Annotated in this window: 18 protein-coding genes and 1 tRNA gene; 10 read left to right on the top strand and 9 right to left on the bottom strand. The window is 67.6% G+C overall.

Going from position 1 to position 17,469, the window contains the following annotated elements:
- Positions 1-122 precede the first annotated feature (122 nt).
- The 4 genes from ACIBK2_RS06390 to nth are packed head-to-tail and all read right to left on the bottom strand — an operon-like array spanning position 123 to position 3,494.
- Entirely contained in the window at positions 123-1,316 is a 1,194-nt protein-coding gene (locus ACIBK2_RS06390; protein ID WP_379281910.1) for a MarP family serine protease, read from the bottom strand.
- Positions 1,313-2,029, bottom strand: a complete 717-nt coding sequence (locus ACIBK2_RS06385) for an NUDIX hydrolase (protein WP_396964358.1) — start codon at positions 2,027-2,029, stop codon at positions 1,313-1,315. Before ACIBK2_RS06385 ends, ACIBK2_RS06390 begins: the two co-directional genes overlap by 4 nt.
- Positions 2,026-2,664 carry a TlpA family protein disulfide reductase gene (locus ACIBK2_RS06380; RefSeq protein ID WP_396964357.1) on the bottom strand — a complete coding sequence of 213 codons (639 nt, stop codon included), beginning with the start codon at positions 2,662-2,664 and terminating at the stop codon, positions 2,026-2,028. The genes ACIBK2_RS06385 and ACIBK2_RS06380 overlap by 4 nt, the downstream gene beginning before the upstream one ends.
- Positions 2,661-3,494, bottom strand: coding sequence for an endonuclease III (gene nth, locus ACIBK2_RS06375; RefSeq protein WP_396964355.1), 834 nt, complete (start codon positions 3,492-3,494; stop codon positions 2,661-2,663). Before nth ends, ACIBK2_RS06380 begins: the two co-directional genes overlap by 4 nt.
- Before the next feature lie 106 nt (positions 3,495-3,600).
- On the opposite strand from nth, the gene ACIBK2_RS06370 reads away from it, so the two are divergent.
- Entirely contained in the window at positions 3,601-3,828 is a 228-nt protein-coding gene (locus tag ACIBK2_RS06370; RefSeq protein ID WP_014981184.1) for a hypothetical protein, read from the top strand.
- A 215-nt stretch (positions 3,829-4,043) separates the two neighbouring features.
- A complete protein-coding gene (locus ACIBK2_RS06365; RefSeq protein ID WP_011206875.1) occupies positions 4,044-4,718 on the top strand; it encodes a Crp/Fnr family transcriptional regulator in 675 nt (224 codons plus the stop codon).
- Between the two features lie 76 nt (positions 4,719-4,794).
- On the opposite strand, the gene ACIBK2_RS06360 is transcribed toward ACIBK2_RS06365, so the two are convergent.
- The 3 genes from ACIBK2_RS06360 to ACIBK2_RS06350 are packed head-to-tail and all read right to left on the bottom strand — an operon-like array spanning position 4,795 to position 6,270.
- Positions 4,795-5,586: an MBL fold metallo-hydrolase gene (locus tag ACIBK2_RS06360; RefSeq protein ID WP_396964352.1), complete on the bottom strand. Its 792-nt coding sequence runs from the start codon at positions 5,584-5,586 to the stop codon at positions 4,795-4,797.
- Positions 5,587-5,629: 43 nt separating this feature from the next.
- Complete coding sequence (locus ACIBK2_RS06355) at positions 5,630-6,097, bottom strand: RidA family protein (protein WP_396964350.1); 468 nt, start codon at positions 6,095-6,097, stop codon at positions 5,630-5,632.
- 11 nt (positions 6,098-6,108) lie between these two features.
- On the bottom strand, positions 6,109-6,270 hold the full coding sequence (locus ACIBK2_RS06350; protein ID WP_150400783.1) for a DUF4177 domain-containing protein: 162 nt from the start codon (positions 6,268-6,270) through the stop codon (positions 6,109-6,111).
- Positions 6,271-6,539: 269 nt separating this feature from the next.
- Here ACIBK2_RS06350 and ACIBK2_RS06345 point away from each other — a divergent pair, with 269 nt between their 5' ends.
- Complete coding sequence (locus ACIBK2_RS06345) at positions 6,540-7,559, top strand: ArsA-related P-loop ATPase (RefSeq protein ID WP_379282315.1); 1,020 nt, start codon at positions 6,540-6,542, stop codon at positions 7,557-7,559.
- An 82-nt stretch (positions 7,560-7,641) separates the two neighbouring features.
- Complete coding sequence (locus ACIBK2_RS06340) at positions 7,642-8,772, top strand: ArsA family ATPase (protein WP_396964348.1); 1,131 nt, start codon at positions 7,642-7,644, stop codon at positions 8,770-8,772.
- 95 nt (positions 8,773-8,867) lie between these two features.
- Here ACIBK2_RS06340 and ACIBK2_RS06335 read toward each other — a convergent pair whose 3' ends face one another.
- Positions 8,868-9,191 (bottom strand): WhiB family transcriptional regulator, encoded by a 324-nt coding sequence (locus ACIBK2_RS06335; RefSeq protein ID WP_014981178.1) that lies wholly within the window; start codon positions 9,189-9,191, stop codon positions 8,868-8,870.
- A 359-nt stretch (positions 9,192-9,550) separates the two neighbouring features.
- On the opposite strand from ACIBK2_RS06335, the gene ACIBK2_RS06330 reads away from it, so the two are divergent.
- Positions 9,551-11,920: a penicillin-binding protein gene (locus tag ACIBK2_RS06330; protein WP_396964345.1), complete on the top strand. Its 2,370-nt coding sequence runs from the start codon at positions 9,551-9,553 to the stop codon at positions 11,918-11,920.
- A 55-nt stretch (positions 11,921-11,975) separates the two neighbouring features.
- Here ACIBK2_RS06330 and ACIBK2_RS06325 read toward each other — a convergent pair whose 3' ends face one another.
- Positions 11,976-12,440, bottom strand: coding sequence for a GatB/YqeY domain-containing protein (locus ACIBK2_RS06325; protein ID WP_396964343.1), 465 nt, complete (start codon positions 12,438-12,440; stop codon positions 11,976-11,978).
- A gap of 158 nt (positions 12,441-12,598) precedes the next feature.
- On the opposite strand from ACIBK2_RS06325, the gene ACIBK2_RS06320 reads away from it, so the two are divergent.
- The 5 genes from ACIBK2_RS06320 to ACIBK2_RS06300 all read left to right on the top strand — a co-directional run bounded on the left by ACIBK2_RS06320 (position 12,599) and on the right by ACIBK2_RS06300 (position 17,132).
- Complete coding sequence (locus ACIBK2_RS06320) at positions 12,599-13,561, top strand: metallophosphoesterase (protein WP_357379825.1); 963 nt, start codon at positions 12,599-12,601, stop codon at positions 13,559-13,561.
- A 38-nt stretch (positions 13,562-13,599) separates the two neighbouring features.
- On the top strand, positions 13,600-15,345 hold the full coding sequence (locus tag ACIBK2_RS06315) for a hypothetical protein (RefSeq protein WP_396964341.1): 1,746 nt from the start codon (positions 13,600-13,602) through the stop codon (positions 15,343-15,345).
- A gap of 83 nt (positions 15,346-15,428) precedes the next feature.
- A tRNA-Pro gene (locus ACIBK2_RS06310) sits at positions 15,429-15,502 on the top strand.
- 204 nt (positions 15,503-15,706) lie between these two features.
- Entirely contained in the window at positions 15,707-16,444 is a 738-nt protein-coding gene (locus ACIBK2_RS06305) for an SDR family NAD(P)-dependent oxidoreductase (RefSeq protein ID WP_396964339.1), read from the top strand.
- Positions 16,445-16,628: 184 nt separating this feature from the next.
- On the top strand, positions 16,629-17,132 hold the full coding sequence (locus ACIBK2_RS06300) for a GNAT family N-acetyltransferase (protein WP_396964336.1): 504 nt from the start codon (positions 16,629-16,631) through the stop codon (positions 17,130-17,132).
- Positions 17,133-17,469 lie beyond the last annotated feature (337 nt).

Here is a 17,469-nt window from a genome sequence, read left to right as displayed (position 1 = left end):
TCACCCCGTCTACCGGGCCAAAGGTCGCCTTCGGTCAGCACAACCTCGAGACAGGACGCTGACCGAAGGCGCCCTTCAGCCCGTCTGCTGGGATGAAGGGCGCCTTCGGTCGGTTGGGGATGTCAGCTGAGGACGCAGGCGCCGGTGCCGACCGGGACGGTGGAGCCGGATGCGGCGTCGAGCTGGGCGCGGACCTCGGACAATGTGAGGACATAGCCGGTGTCGTCGTCGGTTACGGCGGCGCCGAAGACCACGCCGAGCACCTCGCCGTCGGTATCCACCAGTGGGCCACCGGAATTGCCCGCGCGGACCCGGCCGCGCACGGTGTAGACCTCGCGCTCCACCGTGCCGTCGCGGTAGATCGTCGGACCGGTGAGGTCCAGCGTCTCCCGGACGCGGGCGGCACTCGCCGTGTACGGACCACCGCCGGGGTAGCCGAGCACGATGGCGCTGTCACCCGGCCGCGCGGCGGTGGGCGCCTGCGGCACCACCGGGGCGGTGAGCCCGGGTACCGCGAGCACCGCGACGTCCTTGGACGGGTCGAACAGCACCACGCTCGCGTCCAGCGGGCCGCGCACGGTGTCCACCTGCACGCTGGTGGTGCCGGCGACCACGTGCGCGTTGGTCATGATGCGTTCGGGCGCGATCACGAAACCCGAACCCTCCAGCGCGCGCTGGCAACTCGGCGCGACGCCGCGGATGCGCAGCACACTGCCCTGCAGCGAGGCGGCGACCGGGCTGGACAGCACGCTCGGGTCCGGCGGTTCGACGGCCGCGATGGGGGCGCGGCCGAACGGGCCGATCACGTCCGGCAGGCCGGAGGTGTTGAGCAGCTTGGAGAACTCGTTGGGCAAGCGGCGCAACCAGTTCGGCGCGACATCGTTGACGTCGGTGAGCACCCGGGAACCGTTGATCGCGGTGGCGATCGACGGCTGCGACGAGGTGGCCAGCGGCAACGCGAGCAGCCACGCGGTGACCAGCACCGCAACCGCCTGCAGCACCGCGCCGACCACGCTGTCCACGCTGCGGGTGAACGGATGTCGCATGCCGCCACGCGCGGCGCGGCCGAGCACCATGCCCGCGACCTCGCCGACGATCACCAGCAGCACGATCAGCAGCACGCCGGTGAGCACCCTGGTGCGGCCCTCGTCGACGTGGATCAGAATGTGCGGCGCGATCAGAATGCCTGCGACCGCACCGAGGACGACGCCGAGGAACGCGAGGGCGGACGCGACCGCGCCCTGCCGCCACCCCGAGGAGGCGGCCAGCAGTGCGAGCAGCACCACCGCGATATCGAGCCAGGCCGAGGTACTCATAAGGTCATTCCCACGTCGGCAAGGGCGGCCTCTAGGTCACGCACATCCCGATGGTTCCAATCCGGTTCCCACCCTGCGGCTTTGAAGATGCCTGCGAGGATACCGCCGGTCAAGCCCCAGACCAGCATGCCGTCCACCTGGAAGGCGGGGCTCTGGTAGCCGAGGCTGCTGCGGACCAGGAAACGGTTCGCCGGATCGAGCAGGTCGGCCAGCGGCACGCGCACCACCCGTTCGGTCTCGCTCTCGTCCACCACCCCGACCTCGCTCGGGGTGCGCCAGTAGGCGACCACGGGAGTCACATCGAAACGCGACGGCGGCACGAACAACTTCGGCAGCACTGCAAGGGGTTCCACGCCGGCACGGTCCAGCCCCGTCTCCTCGCACGCCTCGCGCAACGCGGTGTCGATCGGCCCGGTGTCACCCGGATCGACGGCACCGCCGGGGAAGGCGATCTGGCCGCGATGCTGCCGCAAGGTGGCGGCGCGCTGGGTGAGCAGCACCTCCGCGTCGGCGGGCAGGCCGCCGAGCCCGTCGGCGTCGGCCTCGGGTGCGCCACCGAACAGCACCAGAACCGCCGCCTGTCGTGGCGTCGACGTGATGGACATGGCGCGACGTAGCGTGCGCGCGATCGTGAGGGTGTCCGAGTTGTCCGTCACAGGCTCGATAGCCTTGCTCAGCCACTTCGGAATGTCTTGCGGCACAGGGATGGTCATGCGGCCACCCCGAGCTCCTGCGCGACGGTGGTCGCGATGTCGTCCACCCCGGTGAACGCGCGGACCTCGACCCGCGCGACCGAGCCGTCGGCCCGCACCAGCACCGAGATCGGCAGCACGGCGGGCGCGCCGACGGCCGTGCGCACGCGCGCATCGGCGTCGAGCACACCAGGGAGTCTCACGTTCAGTCCGATCAGTCGTGAAATCGCCTTGGCCTCATCGGGGTCGCTGTGCACCGTCAGCACGGTAATCGCGTTTCCGGCGCGTTGGGCGAACTGCTGCAAATACGGCAATTCTTGCGCACACGGTCCGCACCAGTAGGCCCAGAGGTTCAGCAGCGCAGGCTTACCCGCGAGGGCGGCGGCCAGGTCGACCGCGCCGCCGTCGGCCAGGCAGCTGACCGGGATGCCGGCCAGCGGGCCGGAACCGGCGGTGCCGGGGGCGGGTCGCGGGCAGGCCGCGAGGTTCGCCGCGCCGCGTTGCTGTTCGGATATCCCGGCGCTCGAGCGCGTCTGCTGCCCGTTGTCCGCCGTGGTGTCGGTATCCCGTCCTCGTGGCCACAGGGCGGCCGCCAGTGCGACCACAGCGATCAATCCCGCCAGCGCCCATCGCCAGGCAACCGGGAATTGTCTCACCGGCCCACCAGCTCGAGCAGGTGCTCCCGCTCCGGACCCTTCACCAGCTCGGCGGCGGTGTCCGGGTCGGTGGGCCCGGCCCCGAACGACGGGCAGTCCTTGGCCAGCACGCACACACCGCAGGCCGGCTTCTTGGCATGGCACACCCGGCGGCCGTGGAAGATCACCCGGTGCGACAGCATCGTCCAGTCTTTGCGCTCGATGAGCTCGCCGATGATGTGCTCGACCTTCACCGGATCTTCCTCGGCGGTCCAGCCCCAGCGCCGCACCAGGCGGCCGAAATGCGTGTCGACGGTGATGCCTGGCACGCCGAACGCGTTGCCGAGAATGACGTTGGCGGTCTTGCGGCCGATCCCGGGCAACTTCACCAGTTCGTCCATGGTGTGAGGCAATTCACCGTCGTGGTGCTCGAGCAGCGCCTGACCGAGGCCGATCAGCGAGCTGGCCTTGTTGCGGAAGAAACCGGTCGAGTGGATGTATTCCTCCAGCTCGGCACGGTTGGCCTCGGCGTAAGCGCGGGCGTCCGGGTACTTGGCGAATAGGGCGGGGGTGGTGAGATTCACCCGCACATCCGTGGACTGCGCGGAAAGTATTGTCGCGACCGCCAATTCAAGTGGATTCGTGAAGTCCAGCTCACAATGCGCGTCCGGGAAAGCGTCGGCCAATGTCCGATTCATGCGGCGCGCTCGGCGAACTAGTCCGAGCTGAGTTTCCGCCTGTCGCGCGCGGGATTTCCGTTTCGGAGCGGCGACCGGGCCGGGTTGCGCATCGGTCGCCTCGGGGGCGGACGCACGCCCGTTCCCGGCGGCTGTGGAGGGGGTGACACGCACCTGTCCACCATACGGAACCATCGGCGAACGTTGCCCGTCCAGTTCGGTTGCCGTGTTCCATCTGAGACCTAGACCGTGTTTACTCCTCCGTATGCAAGGACTCGCTGTGGTGCTCTTCCCAGTGCTGTTGATGCTGTTCGCACTGGGTATGGAGCGGGTCGAGAACCGGCTCCGCAAACTTCTCGAACCCGACGAAGAGGTTCAGCAGTACCTGGACAAAGCAAGCAACGCAGAAGTGAAAGAGCTGACGAGGCTCGGCCTGCCCGCGGCCGTAGCCCGGATGCGTAAGCGCCGCGCCCGCGGCGAAGAGCTGGATGTGGCACGGGCAAGCTGACGCGCGCGGCGACAGACCTGGCGGCTGGAGCTGGGGCAACCACCCGGGTGCCCGCGAATGCCAAGATCAGAAACTGGTACGGTTCTTCGCTGCGCCACGCAATCCACACGTTACGTGGTGTCTGTCACTACGCTGTCATCATGCCGCGTAGACTGCGCTGTTGGCCGAGTCGCTTTCGGTCCAGTACAGAGCCATTTCCCATAAGGAGCACATAAGTGGACGAGGCCCTCGCCAGAGCAGGCATCTTCCAGGGCGTCGAGCCCACTGCGGTGGCCGCCCTCGCCAAGCAATTGCAGCCGGTGGATTTTCCGCGCGGCCACGTCATCTTCAACGAGGGTGAGCCAGGAGATCGGCTCTACATCATCACCTCGGGCAAGGTGAAGATCGGCCGCAGATCACCGGATGGCCGGGAGAACCTGTTGACCATCATGGGCCCGTCGGACATGTTCGGCGAGCTGTCGATCTTCGATCCGGGCCCGCGTACCTCCACCGCCACCACGGTGACCGAGGTCCGCGCCGTCACCATGGACCGGGACGCGCTGAAGTCCTGGATCGATCAGCGGCCCGAGATCGCCGAGCAGTTGCTCCGCGTGCTCGCCCGTCGCCTGCGTCGTACCAACAACAACCTGGCCGACCTCATCTTCACCGACGTCCCCGGCCGGGTCGCCAAGGCGCTGCTGCAGCTCGCACAGCGGTTCGGCACCCAGGAGGCCGGTGCGCTGCGGGTCACCCACGACCTGACCCAGGAGGAGATCGCCCAGCTGGTCGGCGCCTCCCGCGAGACCGTGAACAAGGCGCTTGCCGACTTCGCGCACCGCGGTTGGTTGCGGCTGGAGGGCAAGAGCGTGCTCATCTCCGACTCGGAGCGTCTGGCACGCCGCGCGCGCTGACGTTCTACCGACCTGACCGAACAACACGCTGGGCTCCTAGCTCCTAGAGCCCAGCGTGTTGTCGTGTTCGAGCAAGTCAGCCTTCGGCGCGCAGGTATTCCAGCTGCGCCTGCACCGAGCTGCGCGCGGCCAGCCACAGTCGTTTGTCGACATCGGCGTAGACGCGTCGCACCACCGCCATCGCGCCCGCGTCCGGGCCGAGCACTTTCAGCGCCTCGCGCACCTGATCGAGGCGTTCCTGCCGATGCGTGATGTAGTACCGGGCCACCGGCTCCAGATCGGGATGGTCCGGGCCGTGCGCCGGCAGCAGCGCCTTGCCCGCCCCGATCTCGACCAGCTGGTCCAGCGAGGCCAGATAGTCGGCCAGGGTGCCGTCGCTCGAATCGAGCACGGTGGTGCCGCTGCCGAGAATCGTGTCGCCGGTCAGCACCGCGTCGTCGAGCAGGAAACTCGTCGAATCACCGGTGTGGCCCGGCGTGGCAACCACGGTGATCCGCAACCCGGCGACCTCGATCACCTCGCCGTCGACCAGCGGCGCATCCGAACCGCGTAAGAACTCGGTTTCCTTGGCACGCACCGGAGTTCCGGTCAGCTTGACGAGGTGATCGATGCCACCGGTGTGATCGTGATGCCGATGGGTGATCAGCGTGAGCGCGATATCGCCCCCGGTGACCTCGGCGATCTTGGCGCCGTGCGCCTTGTCCTTCGGACCGGGATCGACCACCACACAATCCGATCGGCCCGGCGCGCGCAGGATCCAGGTGTTGGTGCCCTGCAGCGTCATCTGGCCCGGGTTGTCCGCCAGCAGCACCGCTGCCGTCGGGGTGACCTGCCGTAGTTGTCCATACGCGGGATGAGTCAGCGTCATCGATGTACCCCAGTCGATCGAATCCCAGTCCGGGACTTATGTGTTAACGCACCTCGACGATGATCTCTACTTCGACGGGGGTGTTCTTCGGCAATTCCGACACGCCCACCGCGGAACGCGCATGGACGCCCGCGTCACCGAAGACCTCGCCGAGGAATTCCGATGCGCCGTTGATCACGATCGGCTGATCGTTGTATCCCGGTGCGGAGGCGACGAATCCGACCACCTTCACGACGCGCACCACGGCGTCGAGTCCGACCAGATCGTGCACCGCGGCCAGCGCGTTGAGCGCGCACAGCTGTGCGGCTTCCTTCGCCTGCTCGGTGCTCACCTCGGCGCCGACCTTGCCCGCCACCGTCAGCTGACCATCCGCCATCGGCAGCTGGCCGGAGGTGTAGACCAGCGAACCGGTGCGGATCGCCGGGATGTAGGCAGCCACGGGCGCCACGACCGGAGGCAGCGTCACTCCGAGCTTGGCGAGGTTGTTCTCCCACTCAGTCACTGCGGTCATCCCCTTCTCCTTTACTTCGGGCGCTTGAGGTAGGCGACGTGCTGCTCGCCGGTCGGCCCCGGCAGCACGGAAACCAGCTCCCAACCGTCGGCGCCCCACTGATCGAGAATCTGCTTGGTCGCGTGCGTCAACAGCGGCACGGTCGCGTACTCCCATACGGTCGCTTCACTCATGCCCGTGAGCGTAGCGGTGTGGAATTGGTGACGCTGCGGCACCGGTTGTTCGCGACGCTGTCTGATTCGCAGTCGATCGCACGCCGCTCGGAACCTGCACACCGCCGTCGGATTCACCGGCGGCACAAGGCGAACCTCTCGTGTTGCCCAGGACGCAACCGGGCTGCTGTCTGGTACAGATACACGCCCTGGACCAGGCACTAGGCGGATCCCTCGGGCGGGATCTCAGAACGGGTTATAGGCTCGCGAGCGTGGGAGTACCAACAGCAGTGCCTCTTTCGGCGGAGCCGGGACTGGAAACAGGGTGGCCGAAGCGCGCGGAAAAGGCCCGCTTGCACTATGTCTCTGGAAAGGGCGGCACGGGCAAGTCCACGGTGGCCGCGGCCCTCGCCTTGGCGTTGGCCGCCGGCGGGCGCCGGGTGCTGTTGGTGGAGGTGGAGAGCAGGCAGTCGATTGCGCAGCTGTTCGATCTGCCGCCGCTGCCGCCCACCGAGACCAGGATCGCCACCGCCGACGGTGGCGGCGAGGTGGTCGCGCTCGCGCTCGACATCGAGCACGCGTTCCTCGAATACCTGGATATGTTCTACAACCTCGGCTTCGCGGGCCGGGCGATGCGCCGGATGGGCGCCATCGAGTTCGTCACCACCATCGCGCCCGGTCTGCGTGACGTCATCCTGACCGGCAAGATCAAGGAGACCGCGGTCCGGGTGGACAAGTCGGGCAAGCGGGTCTACGACGAGATCGTGGTGGACGCCCCGCCGACCGGCCGGATCGCCGGCTTCCTCGACGTCACCCAGGCCATGCTGGAGGTGGCCAAGGGCGGGCCGATCGCCTCGCAGGCCGAGGGCGTGTCCAAGCTGCTGCACTCGGACCAGACGATGATCCATCTGGTCACCCTGCTCGAGGCGCTGCCGGTGCAGGAGACCGCCGACGCGGTCGCGGAATTGAAGGCGGCGGATCTGCGCATCGGCACGGTGATCGTGAACCGGGCCACCGAAGGGCAGCTGCCGTCCGAGCTGCGCGCCAAGGCCGCGCAGGGCGACGTCGACACCGACGCAGTCCGGGCCGGGTTGGCCACCGCGGGAATCACCTTGTCGGATAACGACTTCCAGGGTCTGATCACCGAAACCATCGAGCACGCGGCCACTTTGCAGGCGCAGGACGACAGCGCCGCCGAGCTCGCCAAGGTCGACGTGTCCCGCCTCTACCTGCCCGCCTTGCCGGAAGGCATGGACCTCGGCGGCCTGTATGAACTGGCCGAACATCTCAGTACACAAGGGGTCCGATAGTGAGCGAGCGCAGCGAGCGAACCAACAACACAGCCGCCCTCGAGGTGCTCATGACGGAGCCGAACGCCAGCGAGGTGGAGTCATGAGCACCCCGATTACGGCTGCGCCGCTTGATATTTCGGACATCATCAATGATCGGACCGCGAAGGTTGTGGTCTGCTGCGGCTCCGGCGGGGTCGGCAAGACGACCACCGCGGCCGCGCTCGCGTTGCGCGCGGCCGAGCAGGGCCGCAAGGTGGTCGTTCTCACCATCGACCCGGCCCGCCGACTGGCCCAGTCACTCGGCGTCGCCGACCTCGGCAACACTCCGCAGCGGGTGCCGCTCGGCCCAGAAGCCAAGGGCGAGTTGCACGCAATGATGTTGAACATGCGACGCACCTTCGACGACATGGTGCTCGAGCACACCAGCCCGGACAAGGCCGAGCAGATCTTCGCCAACCCCTTCTATCAAACCGTCGCCTCCTCGTTCGGCGGGACGCAGGAGTACATGGCGATGGAGAAGCTCGGCCAGCTGGCCGGGCGCAAGGAGTGGGACCTGATCGTGGTCGACACTCCCCCGTCGCGCAACGCGCTGGACTTCCTCGACGCACCGAAGCGGCTCGGAAACTTCTTGAACGGCAGGATGATCCGGGTGATCATGGCGCCGGGTCGCGGCGTCACCCGGCTGGTCACCGGCGCGATGAGCCTCGCGGTGCGCGGGGTGTCCACCATCGTCGGCGGGCAGATGCTCAAGGACGCGTCGAACTTTCTGCAGTCGCTGGATTCGTTGTTCGGCGGCTTCCAGGATCGGGCGGACCGCACCTACGCGATGCTGTCCAAGCCGGGCACCCACTTCCTGGTGGTTGCCGCCGCCGAGCCGGACGCGTTGCGCGAGGCCTCGTTCTTCGTCGACCGGCTCTCCACCGAGCGGATGCCGCTGGCCGGATTGATCCTCAACCGCACCCATCCGGCGCTCAGCTCGCTCTCCGGCGATCACGCGTTGACCGCGGCCGAGCAGCTGGCCGATGGCGATCCGCTCACCTCGGCCGTGCTGCGCATCCATGCCAGGCGGGTCGCCACCGACAAGCGCGAACAGCATCTGCTGCACCGGTTTACCGGCGCGCATCCGCGGGTACCGATCGTGTCGGTGACCGCGTTGCCGTTCGAGGTGTCGGATCTGGAGGCGCTGCGAGTGGTCGGTGATCAACTGACCGGTAACCGAGCATCTGCTTGATACATAGACGCATCGGCTATTGCAAACGGAAGTAATTGCGCTTTAAACGGAACTGAGCCCGCGTCAGCAGGCTCAGTTCCGAATGGTTACCGGGGCTACATTGCCACCTGATGCTGGCGCTGGGCCTGGAAGAAATCGGCCCAGGAGGTCACCTCGGGATGCTGCTTGAGCAGCGCGCGACGCTGCCGCTCGGTCATACCGCCCCACACACCGAACTCCACTCGATTGTCGAGGGCGTCGGCACCACACTGCATGAGCACCGGGCAGTGCCTGCAGATCGTCGCGGCTTTGCGCTGTGCAGCGCCGCGAACGAACAACTGATCGGGATCCACTTCCTTGCATCGGGCCTGGGCTACCCAGGCAATCCTTGCTTCGGCCTGCTCCACGTCCAATCGAGCGATGGGGGTTGTCATGTGCATTTGGTGTGCCCCTTTGCAGTCCGAACACCGGGTCAACGGCGCTCCAGAATCGCGTGTCAGCGTCGCAGCAACCCAAACCCCGCTGCGCTCTGCACCACATTCCACTTTGAGTGTTAGCTCTATCACACTGGGTTCTCAATCTAGGTAAAGGTATGGCCCCAGCGCAAGACCGCCCCCGGAATTTTTGGTACGTCCGTCCCTGCAAAATGCCGCGAGCGGCGGCGGGTCCGGCACATTCGCGGCGCGCCGTCCCGCGACACGCCAGACTCGCCCTCGCGACACGCCCAATCGCCCGTGCGAATCGCCCTCGGGTAAACGCACGGAAGAGCGCCCGGAGCCCACCCCGTAGGCTGGGGTTCGTGCCGATCACACAAACGCTCGCGAGGCTGGCCGGCAGCTGCGCGCTGGCCGCCGTGCTCGTCGCCGGGTTGATGTTCCCGCTCGCAGGTGGCTTCGGATTCGTCTCGAACCGAGCCGCCGATGCCGTCGACAACGTGTCCTCGGAACTGGTGGAGGGCACCGCGCCCGCCGTCTCGACCATGGTCGACGCGAGTGGAACACCGATCGCCTGGCTCTACGAGCAACGCCGCTTCGAGGTTCCCAGCGACAAGATCTCCAACGACATGAAGCTGGCGATCGTCTCCATCGAGGACCGGCGCTTCGCCGAACACGAGGGTGTGGACTGGCAGGGCACGTTGCGCGCGTTCCTGACCAACACCAGCAGTGGCGAGGTCCAGCAGGGCGCGTCGACGCTCGACCAGCAGTATGTGAAGAACTTCCAGCTGCTCGTCGTCGCCAAGACCGACGCCGAACGCCGGGCCGCCATCGAGACCACGCCCGCCCGCAAGATCCGCGAGATCCGGATGGCGCTCACCCTGGACCGCGAGCTGACCAAGGACGAGATCCTCACCAGGTACCTGAACCTGGTGCCGTTCGGTAACTCCTCCTACGGCATCCAGGACGCGGCGCAGACCTACTTCGGCGTCGACGCCTCCGACCTGAACGTGTCGCAGGCCGCGATGCTGGCGGGCATGGTGCAGAGCTCCTCGAAGCTGAACCCCTACAGCAACACCGAGGGCGTGCTGGCCCGCCGCAACACGGTGCTGGACACGATGATCCAGAACATCCCCAGTCGCGCCGACGAGTTCCGCGAGGCCAAGACCAAGCCGCTCGGCGTGCTGCCGGAGCCGAAGGGCCTGCCGCGCGGCTGCATCGCCGCCAACGACCGCGGCTTCTTCTGCGACTACGCCATTCAGTACCTGGCCAACGCTGGCATCAGCCGGGAGCAGATCGACAAGGGCGGCTACCTGATCAAGACGACGCTCGACCCGGCCGTGCAGGACTCGGTGAAGCGCTCGGTGACCGACACGGCCAATCCGAACCTCGACAACATCGCGCAGGTGATGTCCGTCGTCGCGCCGGGCCAGGACTCGCATCCGCTGCTCGCGATGGCGAGCAGCCGCACCTACGGCCTGAACCGGGACGCGAACGAAACCGTGCAGCCACAGCCGTATTCGATGGTCGGCGACGGCGCGGGCTCGATCTTCAAGATCTTCACCACCGCCGCGGCGATGGAGAAGGGCCTCGGCATCAACGCCCAGCTCGACGTGCCGACCCGGTTCGAGGCCAAGGGCATGGGTAACGGTGGTGCGCGCGGCTGCCCGCCGGCCACCTACTGCGTCGAGAACGCGGGCAAGTACAAGTCGCCGATGTCGGTGACCGAGGCGCTGGCGACCTCGCCGAACACCGCGTTCGTCAAGCTCATTCAGGCCGTCGGCGTCACGCCGACCGTCGACATGGCGGTCCGGCTGGGCATGCGCTCCTACACCGAGGCAGGCAGTTCGGGCCACGGCAACCAGAGCCTCGCCGACATGATGAAGGAACAGAACCTCGGTTCGTTCACCCTCGGCCCGGTCGCGATCAACCCGCTCGAGCTGTCCAATGTCGCCGCGACCCTCGGCTCCGGCGGCAAGTGGTGCCCGCCGAACCCGATCAAGGAGGTCGTCGACCGGTCGGGCAAGCAGGTGCCGCTCACCCAGCAGGCCTGCGAGCAGGTCATCGAGCCCGGCCTGGCGAACACCCTGGCCAACGCGATGAGCAAGGACGACGTCAGCGGCACCGCCGCGGGCGCCGCGCAGTCCGCGGGCTGGAACGCACCGCTGTCCGGCAAGACCGGCACCACCGAGAGCCACCGCTCGTCGGCCTTCGTCGGCTTCACCAACTCGCTGGCCGCCGCCACCTACGTCTACGGCGACAGCCCGACGCCCGGCGAGATCTGCTCGTTCCCGCTGCGCAACTGCGGCGACGGAAACCTGTTCGGCGGTAACGAACCCGCGCGGACCTGGTTCAACTCCATCAAGCCGGTGCTCAACCGCTTCCCGCCGCCTGGCCTGCCGCCGCTGGACGACAAGTACGTCCGCGGGTCGAACAACGCGCAGGTGCCCGACGTGGCCGGGCAGACCCAGGGTCAGGCGACCGCGGCACTGGTCGGGGCCGGCTTCCAGGTGACGCCGGTGACCGGTCCGGGCGCTCAGGCCAAGGGCACCGTGATGGGGACCTCGCCGAACGGGTCGGCGATTCCCGGTTCGGTGATCACGCTCTACATCAGTGACGGCACCCAGCGGGCCGCGCCGCCGCCGGGCCCGCCACCGGGTCCGCCGGGCATCCCGGGGCTGCCACCGCCACCGCTGTTGCCGCCCATCCCGATCCCGATACCCATCCCACGCTGACAAATAGGGCCGCGAACCTGATGGGTTCGCGGCCCTTGTGCGTAGCGTGCGTTGGTCAGAGTCGGGACTTCACCGCGGCCGAGAGCCGAGACCCGTCGGCCTTGCCCTCGGCAATCGCGGTGGCGACCTTCATGACCTGGCCCATCTGGCGCATGCCCGGCCGCTCGCCGAGTTCCTCGGCGACCTGGGCGATCGCGGTGTCGGCGACATCGGCGACCTCCGCCTCGCTCAGCTGGGTCGGCAGGTATTCGTCGATGATCCTGGCCTCGGCGTGCTCGTTGGCGGCCAGCTCTCCGCGCCCGTTCTGGGTGTAGATCTCGGCCGACTCGCTGCGCTTCTTCGCCTCTTTCTGCAGCACCACGATCACGTCGGCATCGGAGAGTTCGCGCGCCTCGGAGCCTGCGGTCTCGGCCGTCTGAATGGCGGCGAGCAGCATCCGCAACGTGGCAAGACGCAGCGTGTCCTTGGCTTTCATCGCGGCGGTCATGTCCGTCCGCAGTTGCGCTTTGAGTTCCGACATGAGGCTCACGGTAGCCGGTCCTTCGCAACCCGCCCACCACATTTGCGCAGCTGCGGCGAATCGTGGCGCTGTTTTACGGGGTGGTCCATGGTCTGCACGCAAGGGCTTGTGCGTAAACACACTCGGCGTTCCGCAACGGGGTCACCTATGCTGGGCAAATGCCCGTAATCTCGACCTCTGCTGTCCGCACGACCGCGTTGGGAGCCGCCGGGGCGGCCGTGGCCGGAATCGGCTACGCCTCGTTGGTCGAACGCAACGCCTTCGTTCTGCGGGAGGCCACGATGCCGGTCCTTGCGCCCGGGTCGTCGTCGCTGCGGGTACTACACATCAGTGATCTGCACATGACTCCCGGCCAGCAGCGCAAGCAGCAGTGGCTGCGTGAATTGGATCGGCTGGAGCCGGACCTGGTCATCAACACCGGTGACAACCTCTCGCACCAGAAGTCGGTACCCGCGGTAGTCCAGGCCCTCGGCGGATTGCTTTCCCGCCCGGGGCTTTTCGTTTTCGGGAGCAACGACTACTTCGCGCCGGTGCCGAAGAACCCGATGAAGTACTTCAAGAAGGACCACCGGCGGGTCTACGGCGCCCCGCTGCCGTGGAAGGACCTGCGCGCGGCGTTCACCGAGCGCGGCTGGCTCGATCTGACGCACATCCGCCGCGACCTCGAGGTCGCAGGCATCCGGATCGCCACCGCGGGCGTCGACGACCCGCACCTGCACCGCGACCGCTACGACACCATCGCGGGCGCGCCGAACCCGTTGGCCGACTTGCGCATCGGCCTCACCCACTCCCCCGAGCCGCGGGTGCTCGATCGCTTCGCCGAGGACGGCTACGACCTGGTGATGGCCGGGCACACGCACGGCGGTCAGCTGTGCCTGCCCGGATACGGCGCGCTCGTCACCAACTGCGGCATCGACCGGTCCCGGGTCAAGGGTGCGTCCAAGTGGGGCGAGCACACCCAGCTGCACGTCTCCGCGGGCGTCGGTACCTCGCCGTGGGCACCGTACCGCTTCTGCTGCCGTCCGGAGGCGACCCTGTTGACGCTGGTCGCTGCGCCGCCGAAGCGGCCGTCCGCCGATAGCGGCCAGGGCGTGTCCACCTCGGAGGCCGTCGCCCGCTAAGGTCGCGTGCCGAGACGTGTGTCAGGCAGGGGACAACTGTGAGTGGATTCGACGACCGGCGCAACGACCCGACCGCTCTGGGCCAGCCCGGTGCGGCGCACCCAAATCAGCAACAGTCGTACGGCGCAGACCAATTCGATCCGGCGTCGGCGGACGACACCACCGAACAGCCCGCACCCGCGCGGCCGTGGAAGCGGGATTCGGGGTTCCACGAGCAGGTGCAATGGCCGCAGCAGACGGGCGGGCCCGGGCAGCCGGATCCGACTGTCCAATGGCAGCCAGGGGCGAACGCGCCTGGCGCCGATCCCACGGTGCAGCGGCAGTCGGAGCCGAACTACCAATGGCAGCCGAGTCCCAGCGGACAAGGGCAGGCCGCGCAGTGGCAGCCGGGATCGGCTCCCGCGACAAACCCGCAGTGGCAACCGGGTAACAGTGGGTCAGCCCCGGCACCGAACGCGCAGTGGCAGCCGGGCGGGCCGACTCCCGCACCGAACGCACAATGGCAGTCAGGCGGATCGGCCCCAGCGCCGAACTCGCAGTGGCAGCCAAGCAGTGGCGGTTCCACACCCGACGCGCAGTGGCAGCCAGGCGGTAGCAGTCAGCCTCAGCAGTGGCAGGCTCCTACCGCTGGCCGATCCGACCCAACCCTCATGGCACAGCCCGTATCCGGTGGTCAGGCGCCCGCACAGTGGCAGGCACCTGGGCAGGCCGACCCGACCCTCCTGGCACAGCCGCAGCCGCGCAGTGCCGGTGAACCGGCCGGCCTCTGGCAGCCGAGCCTCGGCACTCCCGAACCGAGCCCTAACGCCCCCGGCGAGGCCGCGCCTACTCTGCTCGGCTATCCCAACGCCACTCGACTAGGCCAGCCCGATCCCGCGCCGCAATGGCAGTCTGCGGCCCCGGCGCCCACCTACGCCGCGCCGCAGTACGGTCAGCCGGTAGCCGGCGCGTACGCGCCACAGAGCGGGTTCGGCGGGCCGCCACAGCACCTGCCGCCCGGCCACGGCGCGAGCGGTCCGCCGCCGAGCGGACGCGGAAAAGCCGGGCTGCTGATCGGGTTGGTGGTGCTGCTGGTCGCCGCGGGCGCGGTGACCGCGGTGACGCTGGCCAAGCGCGGGTCGAACAACGCCGACTCGCAACGCAACTCGCCCTCCATGGTGAGCGCGCTCACCACCAGCGCGGGCGCGCAACCGACACCGTCGAAGACCACCGCACCGCCGACCCCGACCAGCTCGAGCCGCCACGAGAATCCGGTGGTCCCCGGCTACCAGGTCGTGGTCGCGCCCGATCGCGGCGCGGCCTACGACGTGCCGCCGGGCTGGACGATCGCACCGGAGACCGCCATCGGCGGGTACGGGGAGCCGCCGAACGCGGTGGCGGGCAAGGGCTACGCCAGCGACGGTAAGGGCTACTGCCCCGGATCGACCCGCACCGCGTCGTTCCTCACCGGCTCCAAGGACGCCGATTCCGGTACCGCCGCAACCGATCTCGGCACCCGAACGGCCAAACTCGCCTACACCGCCTCCGCCGACGCCCACCCGGCCGCGCCCGTCCCGCTCGAATCGCTGGACGGGACGCAGAAGGGCATGTTCGTGGAGACCAAGGGCACCGTCAACCAGGCCAAGCCCGGCTGCGCCACCGCATACTCCGTTTACACCGCCGCCTTCCCCACCGAAAACGGCAGCTTCGTCATGGTGATCACCGCCGACACCGGCGTCCCGCACGCGCTCGACGCCGACACCGCCAAGCGCATCTTCACCAGCATCCGCCCGCACGACGCCTGATCACACCCCCTGGAATACCCCCGCTGACCTGGCGGTTTAACGTCTACACCGTCCTTGTTGTAAGGTAGTCCAGGTTCGATTCACGGGGTGTGGCGCAGCTTGGTAGCGCGCTTCGTTCGGGACGAAGAGGTCGCAGGTTCAAATCCTGTCACCCCGACTCGTGGTTGAGACGAACGGTCTGCCCCCTGCCCTCACCGGCTAGGGGGCAGACCTGTTTCCGGAGCCCTCTGCGCGGGCGAGACAGCGGCACGCGATCCCCTCGAGTCAGCCGAACGGTGTAGCGAAGCAGTCGATTTTGGGCCGATGCGGAATGCATACTTGCTCTGCTGCGCACCAGCGGCGCATACGGAAAGGCAAGGCCATGAACAAGACCGGCCCGCTGACCGGAAAGACGGCCCTGATCACCGGCGCCGACACCGGGATCGGCAAGTCCATCGCCAAGACGCTGGCCGAGCAGGGGGCGCAGGTGGTGATCCAGCATCCGCACGCGCCGGAATCGGCCGCCGACGTGGTCAAGGAGATCACCAACGCGGGCGGGTCGGCACTGGCCCTCGCCGCCGACATCGGCGATCGGGCCGAATACGAGGAACTGATCCAGGCCCTGCTGGAAGAGTGCGGGCACTGGGACGTGCTGGTGCAGACCACGGCGGCGGCGATCAAAGCACCGCTGCCGGAGATTTCCGAGGAGGATTTCGACCTCGGCTTCGTGGCTCCCGCCAAAGCCGTTTTCTACGGCATACAACTTGCCGCGGCCCACCTTTCCGACGGTGGCCGCATCATCACCGTCGGAAGTGCCACCGCGCCCGGCAACGCCGTCGACAACGCCGCGGTCGGTGCCATCGCGGAGTTCACCCGCGCGCTTGCCGCGGATTTCGCGCCGCGGCGCATCGCGGTCAACGCGGTCAGCCCGGGCACGGCCGATCCGAAGGCGGACAGCGCGGAAAAGGGCGAGCACGAACCGAGTTACGTTATGGGGACGAATTTCCTAGATCGAATCAAAGCTTCAACCGAGATCACTCAGGCGGTGGCCTTGCTGGTGAGCGATGACGCCGAAGCCGTGACGGCCGAACACATTCGGATCGGCGGCGGTACCGCCTGAAAACGACCGCTACGCAGGCAAACCGCCGGTGAAGCGCGGGCAACGAGGATTGCCGGACCGATTCGGGTACGGCGTTCACCGAACGGCTCAGCGGGACCGCCTGACTCCGCCTGAACGATCTCGATCCGGATCGTGCACACCGGGTTCGCCTCGACCGACCGAGCAAACGCTTACGCTGTGTTTTATGACTCGTGTTACCGCGCAAGGGAGCACAGTGGGCAGCGCGACGACGTCACCGTCGCCCGTGTATCGGAGTGCGGAGCTTTCCGATCTCGTCGATGTCGCCGCGATCGAGGCCGAGCGCTTCGGCGACCAGGCCTACCCGTACTTCGTTTTGCGCCAGCTCTTCGACCTACACGGCGCCAATTGGCTGATCGTGGAGGTCGACGGCATCGTCCTCGGCCACGTTCTGGTCGCGCTCACTCCGGATCGACGCGGCTGGCTGCTCAGCCTCGCGGTCAGCGAGCGCAGTTGCGGCCGCGGGTACGGTTCGACCCTGCTCCAAGAGGCGATCAACCTATGTAGGCAGCGCGCGATGCGCAGCGTCCGCATCACCGTCCGCCCGACCAACCAGTCGGCATACAACCTCTACCGCCGCATCGGCTTCGCCTGGACCGGCTACGAGGAACGCTACTTCGGCGCCGGTGAACCGCGCGACGTACTCGAGTACAAACTCGCCAACGCCTGACCAAGAACTCGGCCATACGCACGCCACCCAACTACGGTGGCCCCGCATCGCCAACCACCGAACCCTGTTCGAGCACAGTAACTCTCGGCGCCCTCGCACTACCGATCCACCACGGTCCCCACCTATAGGGTTGTACCGCAGGGATTTCCGATCATCGGCCTCCCATCCCACCGCGAACACCTGTCACTAAAAGTGTGCGCCCATTTCGGGAAACTACCAAGAGCGTTGGCCGACAACATGATCCACGCGCAGTCCCCCCGATCACCATCCCTACCGGTCTATTTCGCCGTCTTCCCCGACGATCCGGGCCTTGATCTCCGCAACGGTGGCCCCTTCA

This window comes from Nocardia sp. NPDC050175 (genome assembly GCF_044459885.1).
GTDB lineage: Bacteria > Actinomycetota > Actinomycetes > Mycobacteriales > Mycobacteriaceae > Nocardia.
This window is presented reverse-complemented; position numbering and strand designations above follow the sequence as displayed.

Coding starts and splice junctions, on each gene's coding strand:
- ACIBK2_RS06390 (WP_379281910.1), bottom strand. CDS start 1,316: ATGAGTACCTCGGCCTGGCTCGATATCGCGGTGGTGCTGCTCGCACTG.
- ACIBK2_RS06385 (WP_396964358.1), bottom strand. CDS start 2,029: ATGACCATCCCTGTGCCGCAAGACATTCCGAAGTGGCTGAGCAAGGCT.
- ACIBK2_RS06360 (WP_396964352.1), bottom strand. CDS start 5,586: ATGACGCTGACTCATCCCGCGTATGGACAACTACGGCAGGTCACCCCG.
- ACIBK2_RS06355 (WP_396964350.1), bottom strand. CDS start 6,097: ATGACCGCAGTGACTGAGTGGGAGAACAACCTCGCCAAGCTCGGAGTG.
- ACIBK2_RS06350 (WP_150400783.1), bottom strand. CDS start 6,270: ATGAGTGAAGCGACCGTATGGGAGTACGCGACCGTGCCGCTGTTGACG.
- ACIBK2_RS06340 (WP_396964348.1), top strand. CDS start 7,642: ATGAGCACCCCGATTACGGCTGCGCCGCTTGATATTTCGGACATCATC.
- ACIBK2_RS06335 (WP_014981178.1), bottom strand. CDS start 9,191: ATGCACATGACAACCCCCATCGCTCGATTGGACGTGGAGCAGGCCGAA.
- ACIBK2_RS06325 (WP_396964343.1), bottom strand. CDS start 12,440: ATGTCGGAACTCAAAGCGCAACTGCGGACGGACATGACCGCCGCGATG.
- ACIBK2_RS06320 (WP_357379825.1), top strand. CDS start 12,599: ATGCCCGTAATCTCGACCTCTGCTGTCCGCACGACCGCGTTGGGAGCC.
- ACIBK2_RS06305 (WP_396964339.1), top strand. CDS start 15,707: ATGAACAAGACCGGCCCGCTGACCGGAAAGACGGCCCTGATCACCGGC.
- ACIBK2_RS06300 (WP_396964336.1), top strand. CDS start 16,629: ATGACTCGTGTTACCGCGCAAGGGAGCACAGTGGGCAGCGCGACGACG.